We start from the raw sequence: 21,795 nt of genomic DNA on the forward strand, positions 1-21,795 counted from the left end.
GCCTTCGCTTGTCTACTGGATCGTCACCCGGTACAGGCGGTCCGATCCGTCGGGCTGGCCGCCGTTGTTGTCGGCGTTCGTGGTGCCCATCCAGAACTGGCTGGCTCCCGGGACCGTCGCGATCGCCCGCAGCCGGCCGTAGGTGCCGACCCAGTACGAGGTGGCGCTGCCGACGCTCTCCGTGTCGCCGGTGATCGGGATCCGCCACAGGCGCTGGCCGCGCAGGGTCGTCATGTAGATGACGTTGCGCACGATCGCGATCTGCGCCGGCGACGCCTCGGACACCGACCACGTCTTCTTGGGGTTGGTCATGCCGGAGACGCTGCAGGAGCCCTCGCAGGTCGGCCAGCCGTAGTTGTTGCCGGACTTGATGAGGTTGAGCTCGTCGAAGGTGGAGTTGCCGAGCTCGGCCTCCCACAGCCGGCCGTTGCGGTCGAAGGCCAGGCCCTGCGGGTTGCGGTGGCCGTAGGAGAAGACCCGGGTGCCGAACGGGTTGCCCGGGGCGGCCGCGCCGGTCTTCGTGATGCGCAGGATCTTGCCGTTGAGGGAGCTGAGGTTCTGGGCGTTGCTGCTGGACTGGGCGTCGCCGGTGGCCACGTACAGATAGCCGTCGGGGCCGAAGGCGATGGTGCCGCCGTTGTGGTAGCGGTTCTTGGCGATGCCGCCCAGGATCTGGGTGTAGCCCGACAGGGTGGTGCCGTCGAACTGCATCTTGGCGATCCGGTTGCCCTCGGACGCCGTGTGCATGAAGAACACGTCCTTGTCCGTGGTGCCGTTCCAGGTGGGTGACGGGGCGACGCCCATCAGGCCGCCCTCGCCGTCGGTGGTGACGGAGTTGGGCACGGTGCCGACCTGGGTGCGGGCGGTCGCGGTGACCTTCCAGACCCGGAAGTGGTCGCGCTCGGTGACCAGGGCGGTCGGGTTGGTCTGGTTCGGCAGGAACGACATGCCCCAGGGGATCGTCCAGTTGCTGGAGATCTGCGCCGGGGTCTGCGGGAAGCCGCCGTCGGGGTCGCTGCAGGCGCCGGTGGTGAACGTCTGGGAGTTGCTCGCCGCCGAGACGTTGCGGGCGGCGTCCAGGGCCACGGCGACCACCGTGTAGCTGGTGTTGCACGACAGCGCGGACACCGTCAGGGAGGTGGCCGGCGGGCTGCCGGTGACCTTGCCGAGCGGGCTGGTGCTGCCCGCCGGGCGGATCTGGTACTCGGTCACGCCGCGGTCGTCGCTCGAGGCGCCCCAGGAGAGGTTCGCGGTGGTGGCGGTGACGTTGGACGCCGGTGACAGGCTCGCCGGGGCGGTCGGGGCGCTGGTGTCCGAGGTCAGGGTGCGGCAGATGACGTTCGGCGAGGCGAGGGAGACGTTGCCCGCGCCGTCCCGGGCGATGACCGTCAGGTCGTAGGCGGTGTCCGGGGTGAGGCCGGTGAGCTGCTTGCTCGTGGCGCTGCCGGCGGCCTCACTGATCTTGTTGCCGTCCTTGTAGATGTCGTACGCCGCGACCCCGGTGTCGTCCGTCGAGGCGCCCCAGGACAGGTCGACGGTGGTGTCGGTGATGTTGGCGCAGCCGGGCTGGCCGGGCCGGGTGGGCGGCGTGGTGTCGGCGATGTAGGCGCGCAGCCGGTCCAGGTTGGGGCCGCCGTCGGCCGTGTTGGCGGTCAGCCGGATCGTGTTGTCGCCGGCGGTGAGCGCGGCGCTGAAGGTCGCGTCCTGCCAGGTGGTCCAGGCGCCGGTGACGGGGAAGGACTTCGCGGCGACGACCGTGGTGCCGTTGACGGCGATGGCCATCGGGCGGTCGACGCTGCCGCCGTTGGCGAAGCGGACCTCGAAGTCGACGGTGGCCGCGGCGCCGGAGTTGACGGTGAGTTCGAGGTAGGAGCCCACCGCGTTGGTGAGGTTGACGAAGCCGCTGCCGGTGAAGCCGGCGTGGTTGGAGTCGACGGTGCCGGAGGACATGACGCCGTTCTCCGCCTGGTAGTCGGTGAAGGCGCGGGCCACCTCGACGTCGAGGAAGTCGAGGTTGGGGCCGCCGTTGACGGTGGTGGCGGTGAGGCGGATCTTGTTGGTGCCGGCGGTGACGGGCGCGGTGACGGTGTGGGTGACCCAGTTGGTCCAGGCTCCCGTGCCCGGGAAGCTGGGGGTGGCGACCGTGGTGCCGTTCACGGCGATGGCCATCGGGCGGTCGATGGTGGTGCCGTTGGCGTGCCGGATGCCGATGGTGGCGGTGCCGGCGGTGGCGGCGGTGACGGTGAACTCCACATACGAGCCGGTGACGTTGTCGCCGTTGACGAAGCCGGTGCCGGAGTAGCCGGCGTGGTTGGACTCCACCACGCCCTGCGAGATGACCGCGCTCTCCGCCTCGTAGCGGGTGGGGGCCGCGGCGGCCGGTCCGACGGCGGCGAGCAGCGCGGCGAGCACGGCCAGCACCAGGGCCACCAGCCCCGCGCCCGACCGTGCGCGTAACCGGGGATGCGGTTGTCTGCGCGGGTTCCTCATGGAAGTCCAGTCCCTCCCGGCCCAGGTACGACCTCGTGACAGCGATTGTTAGGAAAGAAACCTAACAGAAACCTAGAAGTGATGTCGTGATCGCGTCAAGCTATGGGGAAGCGTTTTCTGCTCCCGCCCTCACCGAGCGAAGGGAGAACGACCTCATGGCGCTCCGACGACTCACCGCCGCGCTGGCGGCGTTGGCGACCGTGGCGGCGACCGCCGTCACGGTGCTCGTCACCGCTGCCGCACCCCCGGCCCTGGCCCTGGAGAACGGGCTCGCCCGCACTCCCCCAATGGGCTTCAACAACTGGAACACCACGCACTGCACCGGCACGTTCAACGAGGAGATGATCAAAGGGGTGGCCGACACGTTCGTCGCCCAGGGCCTCAAGGACGTCGGCTACCAGTACGTCAACATCGACGACTGCTGGGCGCTGCCCAGCCGCGACTCCGCCGGCGATCTGGTCCCCGACCCGGTGCGCTTCCCCAACGGGATCAAGGCCGTCGCCGACTACGTGCACGCCAGGGGCCTGAAGTTCGGCATCTACACCAGCGCCGGCACCAAGACCTGCAACACCAACGGCTTCCCCGGCGCGCTCGGCCACGAGCAGCAGGACGCGGCGCTGTTCGCCTCCTGGGGCGTGGACTACCTCAAGTACGACAACTGCAACAACCAGGGCGTCGACGCCCAGTCCCGCTACACCGCGATGCGCGACGCGCTGGCCGCGACGGGCCGGCCGATCGTCTACAGCATCTGCGAATGGGGCCAGAACAAGCCGTGGCTGTGGGCGCAGGGCGTGGGCAACCTGTGGCGTACGACCGGCGACATCAGCGACAACTGGACGTCGATGATCGGCAAGGCGCACACCAACGACGACCTCGCCCCGTACGCCGGGCCCGGCAACTGGAACGACCCGGACATGCTGGAGGTCGGCAACGGCGGCATGACGGCCACCGAGTACCGCACCCACTTCAGCCTCTGGGCGATGATGGCCGCGCCGCTGCTGATCGGCAGCGACATCCGCAGCGCGTCGGCGACCACCCTGTCGATCCTGAAGAACACCGACGTCATCGCCCTCGACCAGGATCCGCTGGGCCGGCAGGCGACGATCGTGTCCTCGGCGGGCGGCCTGGTCGTCTACAGCAAACCGCTGGCGAACGGCGACCGGGCGGTCGCCCTGCTGAACGAGACGAGCGCCACGGCCACCGTGAGCACCTCGGCCTCGGCGGCCGGACTGGGCGGCTCGTCCTCGTACCGGCTGACGGACCTGTGGACCAAGGCCGTCAGCACCACGACCGGTTCGATCAGCGCGTCCGTGCCGGCGCACGGCACCACGGTGTTCCGCCTGGCGCGCGCGGACCGGGCGCCCGTGGACTGGTACCAGGCGGAGGACGGCCTGGTCTCGGACGGGGCGGTGGAGTCCAACCACGCCGGGTACACCGGCAGCGGCTTCGTCAACACCGCCAACGCCGCCGGTCCGTACGTCGAGTGGACGGTCCCGGCCGCCCAGCCGGGCAACGCGACGCTCGGCATCCGCTACGCCAACGGCACCACCGCCGACCGGCCCCTGGACGTACGGGTCAACGGGACGGTGGTGGCGAGCGGGGTCTCGTTCAACGGCACCGGTGCCTGGAGCACCTGGCAGACGGCCACGCTGACCGCCGCGCTGCAGGCCGGGGACAACACCGTGCGGGTGACCGCGACGAGCGCCGGCGGCGCACCGAACCTCGACCGCCTCGACGTCCAGCCCGGCGATCCCCCGCCGCCCGTCACGACGTACCAGGCGGAGGGCGCGTCGCTGGCCGGTGCCGCCCGGGTGGCGAGCTGTGCGGAGTGCGCCGGCGGGCAGAAGGCCGGCTGGATCGGCAACGGGGCGGCCAACACGGTCACCTTCGGCGCGGTGTCCGCCGCCTCGGGCGGCAGCCACCAGCTGACGATCGCGGCCCTGGTCAACGGCACCCGCAGCTTCACCGTCACGGTCAACGGCGGGGCGCCGCAGACGGTGTCGTTCACCGGCACCAGCTTCGCCACCCCGATCACCAGGGCGGTGACCGTGACGCTGAACGCCGGGACCAACACCATCCGCTTCGGCAACGACACGGCGTACGCGCCCGACCTCGATCAGATCACGGTCACCTGATCACGTCACGGTCACCTGACGGGACCACGGTCAGGTGACCGGTCCGGTGCCGGGCCGCCGACGGCCCGGCACCGGCTCACAGGGTGATCCGCTCCCCGGGCTTCAGCAGGTGCAGCCGCTCGTCCAGCCCCGCCGCCGCGAAGGCCGCGGCCAGCGTCTCGGCGCCCTGGGTGAAGTGCTGCCAGTGCTCGAAGTGCACGGGTACGACCTGGCGGGCGCCCAGGATCCGCGTCGCCTCGGCGGCCCACGCGCTGGACAGGGTGAGGTACTCCCCCGGCAGCAGCGGGGTCTGCACCCCGCCCGCGAAGAGCACCGCCACGTCCGGCTCGGGGAAGCGCTCCGCGATGGCCCGCACCACGTCGAGTGAGGCGTTGTCGCCGCTGACGTACACGGTGGGCAGGTCCTCGCCCGAGAGTACGAAGCCGGTGACCTCGCCGACGATGTGCTCGGTGCCGTCCGGGCCGTGCTGGGCGGGCACCGCGGTGACGCGCAGGACGCCGCCGTCGGGACGCGGCAGGTCCAGGTGCTCCCATGCGGGCAGGGCGCGTACGACCGGGCCCATCCGGGTGGCGGCGGACGCGGTGGACAGGGTGAGCGCGGCGCGCTCGACGTAGGCGCGGCCGGCGTGGTCCATGTTGTCGGCGTGCTGGTCGTGGGAGAGCAGCACGGCGTCGACCTCGCCCACCTCGGCCTCGGTCAGCGCCGGGCCCGCCGTCTTGACCAGCGTGGTGCCGGACGGGCTGGGGTAGTCGCGCGGGGCGTCGAAGGTGGGGTCGGTCAGCAGGCGCACGCCGGCCAGCTCCAGCAGGGCGGTGGGGCCGCCGAGGTACTGGGCGGTGAAGGGGTGCTGCGCGGTCATGGTCCTGCCTCTCGTTCGGTGTGCCTCCAGCCTGCCGCCCGGCGGACGGAGCCGGTGAGGGGTCCGGCTGCCTGCGATCGATAGATTTCCGCCATGGGATACACGGTGGGCTGCCTGGTCTTCGACGGGGTGCGGGCCTTCGACTACGCGGTCGTCAGCGAGGTCTTCGCCGGCCGGGCGGCGCGCGGTCTCGGCTTCGGGCTGCGGGTGTGCGGACCGGGTGAGGAGCCCGTACGGCTCGGGGCGGGCCTGACGCGTGTCCCGGACGCGGGGCTCGCGGCGCTGCGGGAGTGCGACCTGGTGCTGGTTCCGGGCGTCGAGGAGCCGACGGCCGCCCGGGACGGGGCGGTGCTCGGGGCGCTGCGCGAGGCGCACGGGGCCGGGGTGCCGGTGGCGTCACTCTGCGCGGGCGCGTTCGTCCTGGCCGAGGCGGGCCTGCTGGACGGGCGCACCGCCACCACGCACTGGAACCTGGCGCCCGAACTGGCCCGCGGCTACCCGCTGGTGGACGTCCGGCCCGAGGTGCTGTTCTGCGGGGACGGGGAGATCTGGACCTCGGCCGGGGTGGCGGCGGGCATCGATCTGTGCCTGGACCTGGTGCGCGGCGCGCACGGGCAGGAGGCCGCCGCGGCCATCGCCCGCGCCATGGTCACCGCCCCCTTCCGCACCGGCGGGCAGGCGCAGTTCATCCCCTCCCCCGTGCCCGCCGGGGAGGATCCCCTGGCCCGGGTGCGCGCCGAGGTCCTGCGCGGGCTCGAGCGACCGTGGACGGTACGGGCCATGGCGGAGCTGGCGCTGATGTCGGAGCGGTCCTTCGCCCGGCACTTCACGCAGGGCGCCGGCGTGCCGCCGCTGCGGTGGCTGCTGGAGCAGCGGCTGCTGGCGGCGCAGCGGCTGCTGGAGACCACCGAACTGCCGGTCGGCGAGGTGGCGGAGCGCTGCGGGTTCAGCTCCGCGGTGGCGCTGCGCCCGGCGTTCGTGCGGTTCACGGGACTGGCGCCGCGCGAGTACCGCCGCGCCTTCCACGGTGCCGGGTGAACCCCGCCGGAGGGGGTCGGGGATCATGAGGCAATGCATCCGGACGACTGGCACCTCACCGACGACATCGACGACTTCCTCGCCCACGCCGGCGAGTTCCTGCGCTCGCGCCCCGCGCATCACACCACGCCGCTGTCGGTGACCGACAAGCTCCGCACCCTCGGCGAGGCCGCCTACGGCCCCGGCACCACCCTCTTCGGCCGGCTGGAACGGGACGGCGACGTACGCGCCACCTTCTACCGGCTGCCGGGGCGCGGGCTGAGCGTCACCGCCCTCACGCCCGAGGAGGCCGACCACCTGGCCGGCCGGCTGCTCGACCTCGGCCACTCCCTCCCGTACGTCACCGCCGACGAGGACACCGCCACGGCCTTCGCCGCCGCCTGGCGGCGGCGTACTGGAGCGACGCCGGCGCTCCGCGTCCGGCTGCACCTGTACCGGCTGGGCACGCTCACCCCGCCGGAGCCGTTCCCGGCCGGCCGCGGGCGTGTGGTGGGAGAGCAGGACCACGAGCACCTCATGGGCTGGTGCCGCGAGTTCGCCGCCGACGTCGGGGAGGACGTCACCATCGACGCCTCCACCTGGGCCGGCACCCGCTTCGCCGAGAAGAGCTACACGTACTGGGAGACCCCGGACGGTGCGCCCGTCTCCATGGCGGGCGTGAACCCCCTGGTCGGCGGCCAGGTCCGGGTGGACCCGGTGTACACCCCGGCCCACCTGCGGGGGCGGGGCTACGCGGCCGCCGTGACGGTCGAGGTGAGCCGGGCCGCGCTGGCCGCGGGCGCGCGCGAGGTCGTGCTCTACACGAACGCGGCCAACCCCACCAGCAACGCCCTGTACCAGCGCCTCGGTTACGTCCACCTCACCGACGTCGCGGTGTACGACTTCGGGTAGGGCCGGACCGGTGCGGGGCGCTGGGCCGCCCCGCACCGGGCGGTCGCCGGTGCGGTGCGGGCCGCCCCGCCACCGCCGGCCGGCAGGTCAGCCGGTGTACTGCACGAGCACCTTCAGGTAGTCGTACGGCGCCTGGCTGACGCCGCTGCAGGAGTCGGCGTCCGAGCCGCCGGCGCAGGCCCGGTCGCGGTTGACGGACCAGTAGGTGAGCCGGGCGATGTGGTGCTGCTGGGCGTAAGCGAGCATGGTCTGGAAGTCCTGGATCCGGACCAGCTCCCCCGCCACGTCGGTCTTGCCGTTCATCGACGACAGACCGATCCGGGCGTACGTGGCCGTGTCGCTGTAGCCGTACGCCGCCTTCACCCGGGCCTTCAGGCCCTCCATCGCCTGGGTGGTGAGGGTGCCCATGTTCGTGGAGCCCCCGCCGAAGTCGAACGGCATGATGCACCAGATGTCGTTCGCGAGCCCCGAGGCCGCACCGCGGTTGATCATGTCGACGCCGGTGGAGTCGGGGCCGGAGGTCGTGGTGCCGAAGGTGATGACCGTCTTGATGCCGGGGTTGTTCTGCTTGACGGTCTTCAGGGCGTCGATCACCCGCTGGCGGACGGTCGCGTTCTCCCACTCGGTGTTCTCGATGTCGATGTCGACGACCTTCAGGCCGTAGGCGTTGATCACCTTCTGGTAGGCGCCGGCCAGGGCGGAGGCGCTGGTGCACTTCTCACCCAGCTTGGTGCCGCTCCAGCCGCCGAAGGAGATGATGACGTCGCCGCCGGCCTGCCGGATCGCGTTGATCTTGGCCTGGTCGTTGCCGCCGGTCAGCGGGCGGGAGCCGTCCCACGCCGGATTGCAGGTGCCGTCGGAGAGGATGAAGGCGAGGGTGAACCACTTCACCCCGGTCGCGTTCATCACCGACACCGGGTCGGGCGGGCTGCCCCAGCCTAAGTACTCGTACGGCGCGACGGCCATCCCGGGCGTGCCCGGGCCGGTGTCCGGGCTGCCGAGGGTGAGCCGGTCGAGGTTGGGGCCGCCGTTCGCGGTCGTGGCGGTGGCCCGCACGGTGTTGGCACCCGCGTTGAGCGTGGCGTTCACCGTCTTGGTGGCCCAGGTGTCCCAGGTCCCGGTGCCGGGGAAGGAGGCGCCGGAGGCCACGCTCACGCCGTTGACCGTGACGTTCATGGGCCGGTCGGTGGTGGTGCCGTTGGCGTACCGGAGCTGCAGGCCGTAGTCGCCGGCCGCGGCGGCGTTCACCGTGAACTCGACGTACGAGCCGGTGACGTTGTCGTAGTTGACGAAGCCGGTGCCGGTGAAGCCGGTGTGGTTGGACTCCACCAGGCCCTGCGAGACGGTCGCGTCCTCGGCCTGGTAGTCACTGGACGCGGTGGGCGCGGTGACGTCCAGGTAGTCGAGGTTCGGGCCGCCGTTCACGGTGGTGGCGGTGGCCCGCACGGTGTTGGAGCCGGCGGTCACCTGGGCGGTGAGCGTCTTGGTGGCCCAGGTGTCCCAGGTGCCGGTGCTGGGGAAGGAGACGCCCGCCGCCACGACGGTGCCGTTGACCGCGATGTCCATCGGCCGGTCGGTGGTGGTGCCGTTGGCGTAGCGCAGGGCGAGCGTCGCCGTGCCGGCGGTGGTGGAGCTCACGGTGAACTGGACGTAGGAGCCGGTGACGTTGTCGCCGTTGACGAAGCCGGTGCCGGAGTAGCCGGTGTGGTTGGCCTCCACCAGGCCCTGCGAGATAGTCGCGTTCTCCGCCTCGTAGCGGGTCGGGGCGGCCTGCGCGCCCGGTGCGGTGACGGCGAGCAGCCCGGCCGTGGCCGCCGCGACGGCGGCCGCCGTCAGGGCCCTGAGTGGTCTTCGGACGTTCACACGGAAGCTCATCAGCCCACATCCAGGTAGTCGAGGTTGGGTGCGCCGCCGCCGGAGCCGGCGATGACGCGGATGGTGTTGGTCCCGGCCGTCAGCGGCACGGTCAGGGTGCTGTCCGCCCAGGCGTCCCAGCTGGCCGTCGGCGGGAACGAGCGGCCCGCGGCGACGGTCGTCCCGTTCACCACCACGTCCATGGGGCGGTCGGCGGTGGTGCCGTTGGCGTACCGGAGGGTGAGCGTGGCGGTGCGGGCGCTCGCGCTGCTGACCGACCACTGCGCCCAGGCGCCGGTGGCGTTGGGCGTGTTGACGAAGCCGGTGCCGGAGTAGCCCGTGTGGTTGGTGTCGACGGTGGTTCCGGTGATGAACGCGGCGTCCTCCGCCTCGTAGCGGGTCGGGGCGGGCCCCGTCGCCGGGGTGGCGTACGCCGTGCCGATCCATGCCTCGTCGACCCGCAGCCGCTTGTAGCGGGTGGTGTCGGTGGAGGCGGCGTGGGTGCTGTCCACCTGCAGCCGTACGTAGCGGGCCGTGACGGCCGTCAGGTCGATGCCCTGGATGCCGCGCCGGCTGGCCAGGTTGCCGGTCTTGACCGGGCTGCCCCAGGTGGTGCCGTCGTTGCTGACGTAGACCTTGTAGCCGTTGATCCGCGCCGACTGCTCGGTGCCGGAGCGGGCGTACGCCACCGAGTCCTCGCGCTGGTTGAGCCCGAGGTACTGGATCTGCCGGGCCGCGCCCAGGTCCCAGGTGAGGGAGACGGGCAGGGTCTTGTTGCTGTCCCAGTACGTCAGATAGCTGCCGTCCGCCGCGGCCGACGCGCCGTGCCCGGTGGCCGAGGCGCCGGCGCTCATGGTGTACGACGAGGGCGGCAGGATGCCCTCGCGCCCGGCGGAGGTGACCTTGAAGACCGTGTCGTAGGGGTCCCATGTGCCGAGCCCGTTCAGCGTGAGCACGCCGCCGGTCTGGGTGAAGGGGATCTCGGCGCCGGTCCGCAGGTTCGTCACCCGGGAGATCCGGTAGCCGTTGTCCCGTACCCGCAGGGTCGAGGTGGTGGGCGGGGTGATGACGTGGATGTAGTGCTGGTCGGGGTTGGCCCTGCTGACCGTGGTGACGCCGTGGGCGCCGTCGTTCCAGAAGCCGGGCTTGAGCCCGCCGTACATATAGCCGCCGCCCTCGGTGCCGTGCAGGGACTCGGCGATCTGGTCGAGGTAGCCGTCGGCGAAGGTGTTGAAGGACTCCTGGTTGGCGGGCATGCGTCCGTTGACCATGGGGGTCTCGGCCATCAGCGCCTTGACCGAGGAGCCGGCGTTGGTGACGAACCGGCCGAGGGTGAGCAGCCGGTCGACGCTCGGGTTCGATCCGTCGTACCACCAGGCGCCGGAGCTGGGCAGTTTGAAGTCCGCCTCGGTCAGCCGGGGTGCCGCCGTGTAGACCGCCTGGGGGTAGTCGTACGACGGGGTCATGCCCGTCTTCTGCTCGTTGCTGATCATGTCCATGATCGACGTGTCTTCGTTGTTGTTGCTGATCGTGTAGTCGGGCCGCTGCTGGTAGATCTTGGCGTAGAGGCCGTTCTGCTCCCAGTAGGCGTTGTCGTTGTCGATCCAGAAGCCGCCGAGGCCGGGGTAGCGGTTCATGACCTCGAAGAAGAGGTCGTACGAGTACTCCCCGAAGCCGTCGCGGGTGGTCAGGTCGACCGAGTGGCCCTTGTACGCCGAGTAGGCGGCGGAGTCGAGCCACTCGTGGCCGCCCTCGGCGTGCCACTGGGGGTCGTCGGTCATGTAGAGGATGGTCTTCATGCCCCGGGCGTTGGTGGCCGCGATCAGCTCGCCGAGGAAGTCGCGGTTGGTGCGGCAGCTGCCGGGGATCGCCGAGGGCCAGGGCCGGGCGTAGCCGAGCCGGCTGTGGAAGGTCGCGAGGACGAGGTACCCGGCGTGCAGCTTCTCGGCCTCGTCGACCCAGTAGTCGGCGTCCCAGCCGCCGTTCGTGACGTCGGCCTCCCAGCCGCTGCAACTGGTGTGCTGCGGGGAGGTGCGCTCGCCCCAGTGCAGGAACAGACCGCCCAGCGACCCGCGCAGGAAGTCCTGCCGCGGGTGCTGGAGGTCCGCCTGCGCGGCCGGGGCGGGCAGGAGCAGCGCGGCGAGGAGGAGCGCCGTCAGGGTGACCGCACAGGTGCGCAGGCGGGGTCTCATAGCGCCGGTCCCTCCAGATAGTCGAGGTTCGGGCAGCCGCCCGCGCCGGTGGCCGTGGTACGGACCGTGTTGGCGCCCGCGGCCAGCGGCACCGGGACGGTGACCGTGCGCCAGGTGGTCCAGGCGCCGGTGGGCGGGAAGGAGACGCCGGTGGCGACGGCGGTGCCGCCCACGGTGATGTCCATGGGGCGGTCGGCGGTGGTGCCGTTGGCGTAGGCGACGACGAGGTTCGCGGTGCCGGCGGTGGTGGCGTTGACCTGCCACTCGACGTAGGAGCCGGGTTCGTTGAGCGTGTTGACGAAGCCGGTGCCGGAGTAGCCGGCGTGGTTGGAGTCGACGGTGCTGCCGGCGGAGTACGCGGCGTTCTCCGCCTCGTAGCGCACCGGTGACGGCCCGCAGTTCTGCGTCGAGCCGCCGCTGGTACTGGTCCGCAGGGCGCCGCCCGTGGTGTTGGTGCTGCTCGCCACGCAGTAGCCGGTCACCGTCTGGAAGAGCATGTCCGTGGAGCTGCCGCTGCCCCGCTGGGCGGTGAAGCGGTCGAAGCGGATGCCGGTGGACTCGTTGGCGATGACGGCGGGCCGGTCGTCGTTCGCGGCGAAGCGCACCTCGCTGTCGGTGAAGCGGACGTTGTCGGCGCGCCGGATGTACCAGCCGTAGGCGGGGCGGGTGCCGATGCTGTTCGGGTTGTAGGTGGTGGAGGCGTTGGTCGGCACGGCGGTGGAGAGGGCCGCGCTGCCGCCGGGGACGGTGATGTCGACGTTGTCGAGGACGATGTCGCTGATGCGACTGCTGCCGGCCTCGCCCCACAGGGTGGGGCTGAAGGACGGGCTGGAGCCGGTGGCCTTGATGTTGGTGTAGGTGATGTTGCGGACACTTCCGACACCGGGGCTGTTGCCGCAGCGTTTCCTGTTCCCGATCTTGATCATGATCGGTGAGTGGACGTCGGTCATGGTGATGTCGCGGTAGTGGACGTCGGAGATGTTCGCGCCGTCCATGGAGACCATGCCGAGGCCGGACTTGTCGGAGCCGACGACGGTGATCCGCTGGAAGTCGTAGTCGGTGAAGTCGCCGCAGGTCTCGGAACCGAACATCAGCGCGTTGCAGCAGCCGGCGGAGAGGTAGGAGTCGGTCACCGTGACATGGCCGTTGGGGAGTTTGGCGCCCAGGGCGTAGTCGCTCTTGAAGGCCAGGGCGTCGTCGTTGGCCTCGAAGTGGGCGTTGGTGATGGTGACGTTGGTGGTGCTGATGATGTTCCAGCCGTCGCGGTCCATCGCGGTGTCGAGCGTCAGCCGGTCGGAGACGACGGTGTCGCAGCCGTTGATCAGTGCGGCGAAGTGGCCGCCCTCGCGCAGGGTGATCCCGCTCAGGGTGAGGTTGCTGCAGCGGGTCAGCGAGAGGATCTTGTCGGCTTCGCCGGAGGCCGGGTTGCCGGTGATCAGGTTGCCCGCGCCGTCGATCCTGCCGGAGCCGGTGAAGCCGATGTTGCTCAGGCCGTCGCCGTAGAACATCGCGTTGTGGAAGTGGCTGTGGCCGTAGTCCTGGTAGGCGTCCCAGGGGTTGGCCTCGGGTGGGTCGTAGGCGTCGGCGCTGGAGCCGAGGATGGTGCAGCCGGCGTCCAGGCGGATGAGGACGTTGCTCCTGAGGTGGACGGTCCGCTTGGACTTGAAGTCGCCGGCGGGGCAGACGACGGTGCCGCCTCCGGCGGTGGCGGCCGCGTCCACGGCCTGCTGGATGTCGTCCGAGTCGTCGGTCGCGCCGTCGCCGACGGCGCCGTAGTCGCGGATGTCGAACTCCGCGAGCGGTACCGGAGAGGCGGTGGCAGCGGTGTCCCGTACCGGCTGCGCGACGGCGACGGGCTGCCAGAGTCCGAGCACGACGCCGAGAACCACGACGAGTAAGAACCTGCGCATGCTGTGCCCCCTCAGCTGATCGAGATCTTGTCGACGTTGGGTCCGCCGTTGGCGGTGGTGGCCGTGGCCCGGATCGTGTTGGCGCCGGCGGCCAGCGGCACGGTCATGCTGCTGGTGGCCCAGGTGGTCCAGGCGCCGGTGGGGTTGAAGGAGCGGTTCGCGGCGACCACGGTGCCGTTGACGGCGATGTCCATCGGGCGGTTGACGGTGGTGCCGTTGGCGTAGCGCAGGTCCAGCGTGGCGTTGCCCGCGGCGGCCGCGGGAACGGTCCACTCGACGTACGAGCCCACCAGGTTGTCGTAGTTGACGAAGCCGGTGCCGGTGTAGCCGGTGTGATTGGACTCCACGACGCCCTGCGAGATCACGGCGTCCTCGGCCTGGTAGTCGACGGCGGGCGTCGAGACCAGCTGGTAGCCACGCATGTTGCGCAGGAGCAGATAGCAGTCCTGCAGCGAGCCCGAGGTGTCGCCCAGCGAGCGGTAGATGCCCCACTTGGGGCGCACCCGGTCGTCGAGGAAGGTGTCGACGCCCGATTTGGTCGCGTCGACCAGGGTGGTGCCGTCCTTGGCCAGGATCCAGCGCACACTGCCCGAGGTGCCGTCGCCGATCTTCAGCTGGAAGTCGACGTCGACCCACGAGTCGTGCAGGGGCACCAGATCGGTGCGGCCGACCAGGATGTCCGGCTCGAAGATCTTGAACTCGATGGTCTGCGCCCCGTTCACCCGGCGCAGCGACATCACGGTGATCGGCGAGGTTCCGGTGCCGGGCTGCTTGGTCTGCATGATGTGGGTGAAGGTGGTGGTCGCCTTGAGCGAGCTCGGTATGTACATCTGGTACGTCATGCGCCAGGTCTCGCCCGGCTTCCAGAGCAGGTACGAGGTGCTGCTCGTCCGCATGCCGGTGACTTCCTGCCGCTGACGATCGGTTGACGTGTCCCGGTCAACCATGTGCATGTTGAAACGGAAGGTGTCGCCTTCGGGGTAGATGTGCGGCTGTCCGGCGGGGTGGGAGTCCGCCCGGTCGTCCTCGATCGTCTCGAACGCGCCGAGCCCGACCGAGGCGGGCGACGGTGACCACCGCAGGGCCCAGGACGTGGCGAGAGGGGTGACATCCGCGGGTCCGGACGGTGGAGCGTAACCGGGCGGCGCCGCGTAACCGGCGGCCTGGGCGCGCGCGGACGACGGGATGGCCGCCGCGGCGAGACCGCCGAGCGTCGCGCCGAGGACGCCGCGCCGGGAGGCGCCGGCGCGGGGTCCGCTCTCGGGACGGGGGGTGTGGGCCATGCGGGTCACCTCTCTGTGAGTGGGGAGTTGCCGGGCTTGCGGTACGTGAACGTGCCGTCGCCGGGCCCGTCGGTGAGCGCCCGCAGCACCGGGTGGTCCGGTGACAGGGCGCAGGCCGGGTCCGTACGGGCGGCGTCTCCGGTCAGCGCGAACGCCTGGCAGCGGCAGCCCCCGAAGTCCTGGGTGCGCTTGACGCAGCTGCGGCAGGGCTCGGACATCCAGTCGGTGCCGCGGTAGCGGTTGAACGCCGGCGACTCGTCCCAGATCCAGGCCAGCGGGTGGTCGCGGACGCTGGGCGGGTCCAGGCCGGGCAGCGACGCGGCGGCCTGGCAGGGCAGTGCCGTGCCGTCGGGCGTCACGGACAGCGAGACGGCACCCCAGCCGCCCATACAGGGCTTGGCTACGCCGTCGAAGTAGTCGGGCACCACCCACACCAGCTCGCACCGTCCGGCCAGTTCGGCGCGGCGGCGCTCGACCACCGCGGCCGCCTCGGCGAGCTGGGTACGGCTGGGCAGCAGGGCGTCGCGGTTGGCCAGGGCCCAGCCGTAGAACTGGGTGTTGGCGAGCTCGATCCGGTCGGCGCCCCATGCGGCGCCGAGGTCGATGACGTCGTCGACGGCGTCGAGGTTGCTGCGGTGCAGCACGATGTTGACGCCCAGCGGCAGGCCGGCGGCGCGGACCAGGGCGCAGGCGCGCTCCTTGTCGGCGAAGGAACGGCGGCCCGCGATCAGGTCGTTGGCGACGGGGTCGGCGTGCTGGACGGAGACCTGCACGCTCTTCAGACCGGCGTCGGTGAGCGCGGCCAGCCGCTCCCGGGTCAGCCCGACGCCGCTGGTGACCAGCTGGGTGTAGAGGCCGGCCTCGTTCGCGGCGGCGGTGATCTCCGTCAGGTCGGCGCGCAGCAGCGGTTCACCGCCCGAGAGGTGCACGTGCACCACTCCGAGGGCGGCTGCCTCGCGCAGCACGCGGATCCAGTCGCCGGTGGTCAGCTCGCCGGCTCGGCGGACCAGTTCGAGGGGGTTGGAGCAGTACGGGCAGTGCAGCGGGCAGCTGTGCGTCAGCTCGGCGAGCAGCGCCCACGGCCGCGGGGCGGCCGACGCCGCGGCTGGGTGGGGCGCGTCGGCCGGGGCGGGGTGCGCGGCGTCCGCTGGGGCGGGGTGGGCCGCGTCCGCCGGGGCGGGGTGGGGCGCGTCCGCCGGGGCGCTCATCGCAGCCAGCCCTTCTCGCGCAGGCCCGCCAGGAAGGGCGGTACGTCCCCGGCCACCGGCGCGCCCGGGAAGGCGGCCGCCAGCTCGGCGACGACGGCCGGGACGGTGCGGCGGCCGTCGCACAGGCGCAGGACGCGGGCGGCGCGGCCGGTGAGGACGACGACCTTCTCGGGCAGGACCAGGAGGTCGGCGCCCCGCACGGGGTCGCGGCGCAGGAGGACGCCGGGCGCGAGGGCGGGCGTCCAGGGTTCGGCGGGCGTGGTGGCCGCGGATTCCGCCGGGCGTGAGGAGGCGTGGGTCGTCATCGGCCGTCGCCCTCCTGCGGCGCGTGCTGCACGGCGTCGAGCAGCGACCACAGCACGTCGCACTTGTAGCGCAGGGCGGCCACCGCGCGGTCCTGGTCGGCGGGTTCGCGGGCCCAGTCCAGCACCAGGGCCAGGGCCTCCTTGCTGTCGCGGCCCCCCTGGTCGATCCGGGTACGGAAGTAGGCCAGCCCCTCCGGCTCGATCCACCGGTAGTGCTGCTCGAACGCGTCGATCCGGGTGCGCATGATGTCCGGCGCGGCCAGCTCCGTCAGCGAGGCGGCCACCGCCTGCAGCGGACTGCCCAGCCGGCAGAAGTTGACGTAACCCTCGACGGCCAGACGCACGCCCGGCAGCACCCGCTCGCCGGACAGCAGGACCTCGCGGTCGACGCCCGCCGCCTCGCCCAGGCGCAGCCAGCGCTCCAGCCCGCCCTCGCCGTCGCGCGGACCGTCGTGGTCGGAGATGCGGCGCAGCCACATGCGGCGCAGGCCGGGCGTTTCGAGCTTGGCGGTGATCAGGGCGTCCTTGACGGGGATGTGCCGCTGGTAGTGGTAGCGGTTGGTGATCCAGCGGCGGATCTCGGCGGGGGTGAGCTCGCCCGCGTGCATCCGCAGGTTGAAGGGGTGGCGGTCGTGGTAGCGGTCGCGGGCGACGGCCCGCAGGCGCTCTTCGAGGCTCTGCGGGTTCGGCTCCGGCGCGGCGGAGGCGCTCACGGTCTGAGGGCTCGACGCCGCGGAGGCGGAGGCGCCGTCGGTCTGGGGGCGGTGGCCTTGGGGAGTCACAGCTCGATCACCATTCCGTCCTCGGCCACGTCCAGGCCCAGCTCTGCGAGCTGCCGGTGCCGGGGGTCGGCCGGGTCGACGAGGGGGTTGGTGTTGTTGAGGTGGGTGTACAGACAGCGGCCGGGCAGCCGGGACAGCCGTTCGGCGGTGGCCTGGATCGGCAGATGGCCCATCGCGGTGGCGGACTTGGCGCCGAGACCGGCGGCCACGGGCTCCTCGTCGTCCCAGAAGGTGCCGTCGGCGAACACCACGTCGGCGCGTTCGGCGGCGTCGCCGAGGGCGTCGGGCCAGGTGGCGATGCACGGTGCGTAGAGCACGCGGCGGCCCGTGGCGCGGTCGGTGAGGCGCAGGGCCACCGACCAGGTGCCGTCCGCGTCGTCGGGGAGGCCGGCCGCATAGCGGGGGCGCTTGCCCGAGACGGGAAGAGCGTCGACGAGGATCTCGGAGCCCGGTTCGAGGGGCTCGGGGCTGCCGTAGTGCGGCAGCCGGTGCCAGGTGAGTCCGGTGTACGGGGCGAGGACGTCGTCCAGCCGTAAGCCGGAGTGCAGGGCGTGGCGTACGGCACCGGTGGTGTGCAGGTGCAGCGCGTCGCCCTCGCGCAGCCGGGCGATGCCGAGCGTGTGGTCGAGTTCGGCGTCCGTGAGCAGCACGCCCGCCACGGGGGTGCGCCGGGGTTCGGGGCCGGGGTGCAACTCGGGGTGCTCCTCGAGCTGTTCGCCGAGGTCCGGGGTGGCGTTGACGAGGAACCAGCGGCCGGGTGCGGACCGTACCGCAAGGGCGGCGTGGCGGCGGCGCCAGTGCCGGTGGACGCGTGCCCCGCGACAGCCGGGGCACGCGCAGTTCCACTGGGGCACTCCCCCGCCCGCCGCGGTCCCGAGGACGCGCAGCAGCATGGGTCGCGCCTCGGTCAGAGGTCGGTCAGGGCGTAGGCGGTGACTTCCAGGGCGGTGTCGACGACGACGTAGCCCGGGGTCTCCCAGGTCTCGTCCGACTGGGCTTCCTGGACGGTGGGTTCTTCGATCACGGTGGCTGCCTCTCCGGTAGGGGTCCGGTGGAGCGGGGAATCGCTTCACCGGATCTGTTAGGAAAGTTTCCTGACGATGCCTCGCACGGGAAGTTACTGCCGTGACGAGGCACGGTCAAGACTAGGAACGGCCGGTTGCGTACCGGCTAAAGATCCGATCTATCGCGACCGGGCGCTCGCGGGGGCGCGACACGCCGATCGTAGCGAGAAAGCGGTTTCTCGCCCAGGGGCGGGCGGCCCTGGGGCGAGCGGACGGCGGCGCGCCTCCGGAGGGCCGGGGTGTACGGGTCCGCGTACGCCCCGACCAGGGCCGTACAGGCGGACCAGCCCTACGATGACCCCATGTCCGATCACGACCGTCCCGCACCCCCGGCCGTCCACCGGCACGAGCGGATCCCGGACCGGGAACAGCTGGAGAGCGCCAGCCAGGTCTTCGCACTGCTCTCGGACCCGACGCGCCTGCATCTGCTGTGGCTGCTGGCCGAAGGGGAGGCGGACGTCTCCGAACTGGTGGCGGCGAGCGGCGCGGCCCGGCCCGCGGTGAGCCAGCACCTGGCCAAACTCCGGCTGGCGAGCCTGGTGCAGTCCCGCAAGGAAGGACGCCGCGTGGTGTACGCCCTGCGCGACGGCCACCTGCGCCGCCTTGTACTCGAGGCCCTCAGCCACGCCGACCACCGGGTGACCGGGGAGCCCTGGCACGCCTGACGCCGCGGCGGCGGCGGACGCGCTCCGGCGGGGGTTGGGGTGCGCCGCACGGGGGGCTTGGGGTGCGCCGCACGGGGGTGGCGAGTGGCGCGCCAGGCGCGAAGGTACGCGGGGCGCGCCGCATGCAGCGGCGGAAACACGCTCGCACGTGGACGCCCGAGGTCCCGCCGCAGGCGAAGCCCGAGACCGCACACGGGAGGCCAGCCGCACAAGTGCGCGGACACCTCAGGTCGCACACCGCACGCAGGGGCCGAGGCCGCACACGCGAGGCCTGGGACGCCACACGTATTAGACGTTGATCGGGTCTCCCTCGATGGACCGGACCACGAACGCGCAGGAGCACAAAGCCGCGCTACGCGCAGACGTGGGCGCGCCGCCCACGCGAGGCCGGGGCGGGTACACAGGGGAACCCGAGGCCACGTCGCACCCGAAGATCGCGCGACACGCGGCTCTGGGCGCGCCGCCCCCGCGTGCCAGGAGGCCCCACCCCCCGCGGGAGCCCGACGGGCACACCCCCGCAGTCCGACGCCCGCCGCACGCGGGAGCCCAGGGCCGCACCGCACGCAGACCGTCGCTCGCCGTCCACGCGAGGCCACACCGCACCCAGAGATCGCGCGACGCGCGGATCCGGGCGCGCCGCCCCGCGTGCCAGGACGGGCTTACACACGGGAGCCCAACGGCACACCCCGCAGTCCGACGCCCGCCACACGCGGGAGCCCGAGGCCACGCCGCACGCGGACCGTCGCTCGCCGCCCACGCGAGGCCGGGGCGGGCTCACACTGGGGAGCCCGAGGGCGCGCCGCGCCCGGAGTCCGGCGCCCTCCGCGCGTGGGAGCCCGTCGCGCCCCCACGCGGCACCGATGCGCTCCCGGCGCCGCGAGGTGCGCCGCACGGGCAAGCCCCGCACCCCGCACGCGCGTGAAGCGCGCGCCGCCGCACCCGCCGCGGGCTCGCCGCCCCACCCGCCTCGGGGTGGCCGCCCCAGCCGCCTCTCGGTGGCCGCCGTACCCCCTGAGGGGTCGCCCGCGACAACCGCGGCCCGCCGTGCGAGGCCCCTCGGAGCCCTCCGGGATCCGCCGGCCGGGGGGCGGAATACTCCGGCCCGGGGTACCGTTCTGTCATATGCGTGCGCAGTTGCGCACATATACATCGACGACCGGACCGGCCGAGAGGGCACGAGCCATGTTCTCCGTACTGCGCAACCGCACCTACCGCCACCTCTTCACCGCCCAGGCCATCGCCCTGGTGGGAACCGGCCTGGCCACCGTCGCGCTGAGCCTGCTGGCGTACGACCTGGCCGGGGCCGACGCCTCGGCGGTGCTGGGCACGGCCCTGGCGATCAAGATGGTCGCGTACGTCGGCATCTCCCCCGTGATCGGCGCCCTCGGCGACCGCGTCCCGCGCCGCGGACTGATGGTCGCCGCCGACCTCGCACGCGGCGGGGTGGCGCTGGCGCTGCCGTTCGTGACGGAGATCTGGCAGGTGTACGCCCTGATCTTCCTGCTCCAGTCCGCCTCGGCGGCCTTCACGCCCACGTTCCAGGCGACGATCCCCGAGGTCCTCCCGGCGGAGCGCGACTACACCCGGGCGCTGTCCCTGTCCCGCCTCGCCTACGACCTGGAGAGCCTGTTCAGCCCCGTCCTCGCGGCCGGACTGCTCGCGGTGATCACGTACAACTGGCTGTTCTTCGGCACCGTCGCCGGCTTCCTCGCCTCCGCCGCGCTCGTCGTCTCCGTCGTCCTGCCCCGGCCCGCGCCGGTCGAGCGCACCGGCGGCCCGTTCGCGAAGGCCACGTACGGTGTGCGGCTCTTCGGCGCCTCGCCCCAGCTGCGGGCGCTGCTCGCGCTGAACGTCGTGGTCGCCGCATCCGGCGCCATGGTGATCGTCAACACCGTCACCCTGGTGCGCGACCAGCTCGGCCACGGCGCCGGCGACGTGTCGTTGGCCCTGGGCGCCTTCGGCGCCGGGTCGATGGCGGTGGCGCTGCTCCTCCCCCGCGTCGTGGAGCGCACCGGCGACCGCCGCCTGATGCTCCCCGCGGCGGCGGTCCTGACGGCGGTCCTCGCCGCGCTCACGGCGGGCCTGGCCGCGGGGCTGCTCGCGTGGCCGGCGCTGCTGGGGGCGTGGGCGGTGCTGGGCGCCGCGACGTCGGCGGTCCTCACCCAGACGGGCCGGCTGATCCGCGGCTCCGTCCGGCCGGCGGACCTGCCCGCCGCGTTCGCCGCCCAGTTCTCCCTCTCGCACGTGGCCTGGCTGCTGACGTACCCCCTCGCGGGCTGGCTCGCCTCCCGTACGGGGATGACCTGGGCGGCGGGGGCCCTGACGGTGATCGCGCTCGTCGCGGTGACGGCGGCGTGGCTGCTGTGGCCGGCGCGCGGGACCGGCTCGACGCGGACGCTCACGCGGGCGGGGCGGCTGACTCGCGAGGAGACGACGACGGCGGCGTAGCCCGCGACGCGCCCGCGGCGATGAGTTCCGCCGCGCCGTCCGGTCCGTACTCTCACAAGCGATCAGCCCTACCGGAGGAACCCATCATGACCGCGACCTACACCTTCGACGTCTTCTCCAGCCTCGACGGCTACGGCGCCGCCGGCGGCGACTGGACCGGCTACTGGGGCAAGCAGGGCCCCGAGCTGCTCGACCGCCGCCTCAGCTCGTACGACGAGGAGCAGCGGATGGTCTTCGGGGCCAACACGTACCGGGCGTTCACGGGGATGCTCGCGTCGAGCACCGAGGACTCCGACGTACGCGACCCCTGGGTCACCCGGATGGTCAACCTGCCCGCGACGGTGGTGTCGACGACGCTGGAAGGCCCCCTCGACTGGCCGGACGCGACCCTCGTGAGCGGCGACGCCGTCGACGTCGTGGCCCGGCTCAAGCAGGAGTCCGACGTGCCGCTGCGCTCGCACGGCAGCCTGTCGATGAACCGGGCGCTGATGGCGGCCGGACTGGTCGACCGCGTCCAGGTGACGCTCTTCCCGGTGATCACCGGCCGGACCGGGCTGGACCCGGTCTTCCGGGGCGCGGCCGACTTCGACCTGGAGCTGCTGGAACACCGAACGCTCGACGGCGACATCCAGGAGCTCATCTACCGTCCGACCCTGCACGCCTGAGGCCAA

17 protein-coding genes and 1 pseudogene are annotated in these 21,795 nt (G+C 72.3%); 6 read left to right on the plus strand and 12 right to left on the minus strand.

Translation table 11 applies throughout. The features are described from left to right. Positions 1–12: 12 nt before the first annotated feature. Positions 13–2,490 carry a PQQ-dependent sugar dehydrogenase gene (locus AB0M28_RS25015; protein ID WP_365409052.1) on the minus strand — a complete coding sequence of 826 codons (2,478 nt, stop codon included), beginning with the start codon at positions 2,488–2,490 and terminating at the stop codon, positions 13–15. A gap of 155 nt (positions 2,491–2,645) precedes the next feature. Here AB0M28_RS25015 and AB0M28_RS25020 point away from each other — a divergent pair, with 155 nt between their 5' ends. Then, positions 2,646–4,625, plus strand: a complete 1,980-nt coding sequence (locus AB0M28_RS25020; RefSeq protein ID WP_365409055.1) for a CBM35 domain-containing protein — start codon at positions 2,646–2,648, stop codon at positions 4,623–4,625. A 76-nt stretch (positions 4,626–4,701) separates the two neighbouring features. Here AB0M28_RS25020 and AB0M28_RS25025 read toward each other — a convergent pair whose 3' ends face one another. Continuing rightward, positions 4,702–5,484 carry an MBL fold metallo-hydrolase gene (locus tag AB0M28_RS25025; protein WP_365409058.1) on the minus strand — a complete coding sequence of 261 codons (783 nt, stop codon included), beginning with the start codon at positions 5,482–5,484 and terminating at the stop codon, positions 4,702–4,704. A 93-nt stretch (positions 5,485–5,577) separates the two neighbouring features. Here AB0M28_RS25025 and AB0M28_RS25030 point away from each other — a divergent pair, with 93 nt between their 5' ends. Beyond that, positions 5,578–6,522, plus strand: a complete 945-nt coding sequence (locus AB0M28_RS25030; protein ID WP_365409061.1) for a helix-turn-helix domain-containing protein — start codon at positions 5,578–5,580, stop codon at positions 6,520–6,522. Positions 6,523–6,555: 33 nt separating this feature from the next. Further along, on the plus strand, positions 6,556–7,413 hold the full coding sequence (locus tag AB0M28_RS25035) for a GNAT family N-acetyltransferase (RefSeq protein ID WP_365409064.1): 858 nt from the start codon (positions 6,556–6,558) through the stop codon (positions 7,411–7,413). Positions 7,414–7,500: 87 nt separating this feature from the next. Here the strand turns inward: AB0M28_RS25035 and AB0M28_RS25040 are convergent, their stop codons facing one another. From AB0M28_RS25040 to pqqA, 10 genes and pseudogenes are all read right to left on the minus strand, one after another. Next, complete coding sequence (locus AB0M28_RS25040) at positions 7,501–9,288, minus strand: carbohydrate-binding protein (RefSeq protein WP_365409067.1); 1,788 nt, start codon at positions 9,286–9,288, stop codon at positions 7,501–7,503. Beyond that, positions 9,288–11,459, minus strand: a complete 2,172-nt coding sequence (locus tag AB0M28_RS25045) for a discoidin domain-containing protein (protein ID WP_365409070.1) — start codon at positions 11,457–11,459, stop codon at positions 9,288–9,290. Before AB0M28_RS25045 ends, AB0M28_RS25040 begins: the two co-directional genes overlap by 1 nt. Continuing rightward, complete coding sequence (locus tag AB0M28_RS25050; protein WP_365409073.1) at positions 11,456–13,369, minus strand: glycosyl hydrolase family 28 protein; 1,914 nt, start codon at positions 13,367–13,369, stop codon at positions 11,456–11,458. The genes AB0M28_RS25045 and AB0M28_RS25050 overlap by 4 nt, the downstream gene beginning before the upstream one ends. Positions 13,370–13,380: 11 nt before the next feature. Continuing rightward, positions 13,381–13,791, minus strand: a complete 411-nt coding sequence (locus AB0M28_RS25055) for a carbohydrate-binding protein (protein WP_365409139.1) — start codon at positions 13,789–13,791, stop codon at positions 13,381–13,383. Then, positions 13,771–14,652, minus strand: a pseudogene (locus AB0M28_RS25060) (hypothetical protein); the annotation flags it as partial. The gene AB0M28_RS25055 and the pseudogene AB0M28_RS25060, both read right to left, overlap by 21 nt. Positions 14,653–14,657: 5 nt before the next feature. Next, the gene (gene pqqE / locus AB0M28_RS25065; RefSeq protein WP_365409076.1) at positions 14,658–15,860 is read right to left on the minus strand and encodes a pyrroloquinoline quinone biosynthesis protein PqqE; all 1,203 of its coding nucleotides are present in this window, start codon (positions 15,858–15,860) and stop codon (positions 14,658–14,660) included. Further along, positions 15,857–16,165, minus strand: coding sequence for a pyrroloquinoline quinone biosynthesis peptide chaperone PqqD (gene pqqD / locus AB0M28_RS25070; RefSeq protein WP_365409079.1), 309 nt, complete (start codon positions 16,163–16,165; stop codon positions 15,857–15,859). The genes pqqE and pqqD overlap by 4 nt, the downstream gene beginning before the upstream one ends. Beyond that, positions 16,162–16,878 (minus strand): pyrroloquinoline-quinone synthase PqqC, encoded by a 717-nt coding sequence (pqqC, locus tag AB0M28_RS25075; RefSeq protein ID WP_365409142.1) that lies wholly within the window; start codon positions 16,876–16,878, stop codon positions 16,162–16,164. The genes pqqD and pqqC overlap by 4 nt, the downstream gene beginning before the upstream one ends. A gap of 65 nt (positions 16,879–16,943) precedes the next feature. Next, positions 16,944–17,840, minus strand: coding sequence for an MBL fold metallo-hydrolase (locus tag AB0M28_RS25080; RefSeq protein WP_365409082.1), 897 nt, complete (start codon positions 17,838–17,840; stop codon positions 16,944–16,946). Positions 17,841–17,854: 14 nt separating this feature from the next. Then, positions 17,855–17,971: a pyrroloquinoline quinone precursor peptide PqqA gene (gene pqqA, locus AB0M28_RS25085; protein ID WP_365409085.1), complete on the minus strand. Its 117-nt coding sequence runs from the start codon at positions 17,969–17,971 to the stop codon at positions 17,855–17,857. A 342-nt stretch (positions 17,972–18,313) separates the two neighbouring features. Between pqqA and AB0M28_RS25090 the strand changes: the two genes are divergently transcribed. From AB0M28_RS25090 to AB0M28_RS25100, 3 genes are all read left to right on the plus strand, one after another. After that, positions 18,314–18,676 (plus strand): metalloregulator ArsR/SmtB family transcription factor, encoded by a 363-nt coding sequence (locus AB0M28_RS25090; protein ID WP_365409088.1) that lies wholly within the window; start codon positions 18,314–18,316, stop codon positions 18,674–18,676. 1,182 nt (positions 18,677–19,858) lie between these two features. Next, complete coding sequence (locus AB0M28_RS25095; RefSeq protein ID WP_365409145.1) at positions 19,859–21,124, plus strand: MFS transporter; 1,266 nt, start codon at positions 19,859–19,861, stop codon at positions 21,122–21,124. A gap of 86 nt (positions 21,125–21,210) precedes the next feature. Next, the gene (locus tag AB0M28_RS25100) at positions 21,211–21,789 is read left to right on the plus strand and encodes a dihydrofolate reductase family protein (RefSeq protein WP_365409091.1); all 579 of its coding nucleotides are present in this window, start codon (positions 21,211–21,213) and stop codon (positions 21,787–21,789) included. Positions 21,790–21,795: the final 6 nt, after the last annotated feature.

It is taken from the genome of Streptomyces sp. NPDC051940 (assembly GCF_040680895.1).
GTDB lineage: Bacteria > Actinomycetota > Actinomycetes > Streptomycetales > Streptomycetaceae > Streptomyces.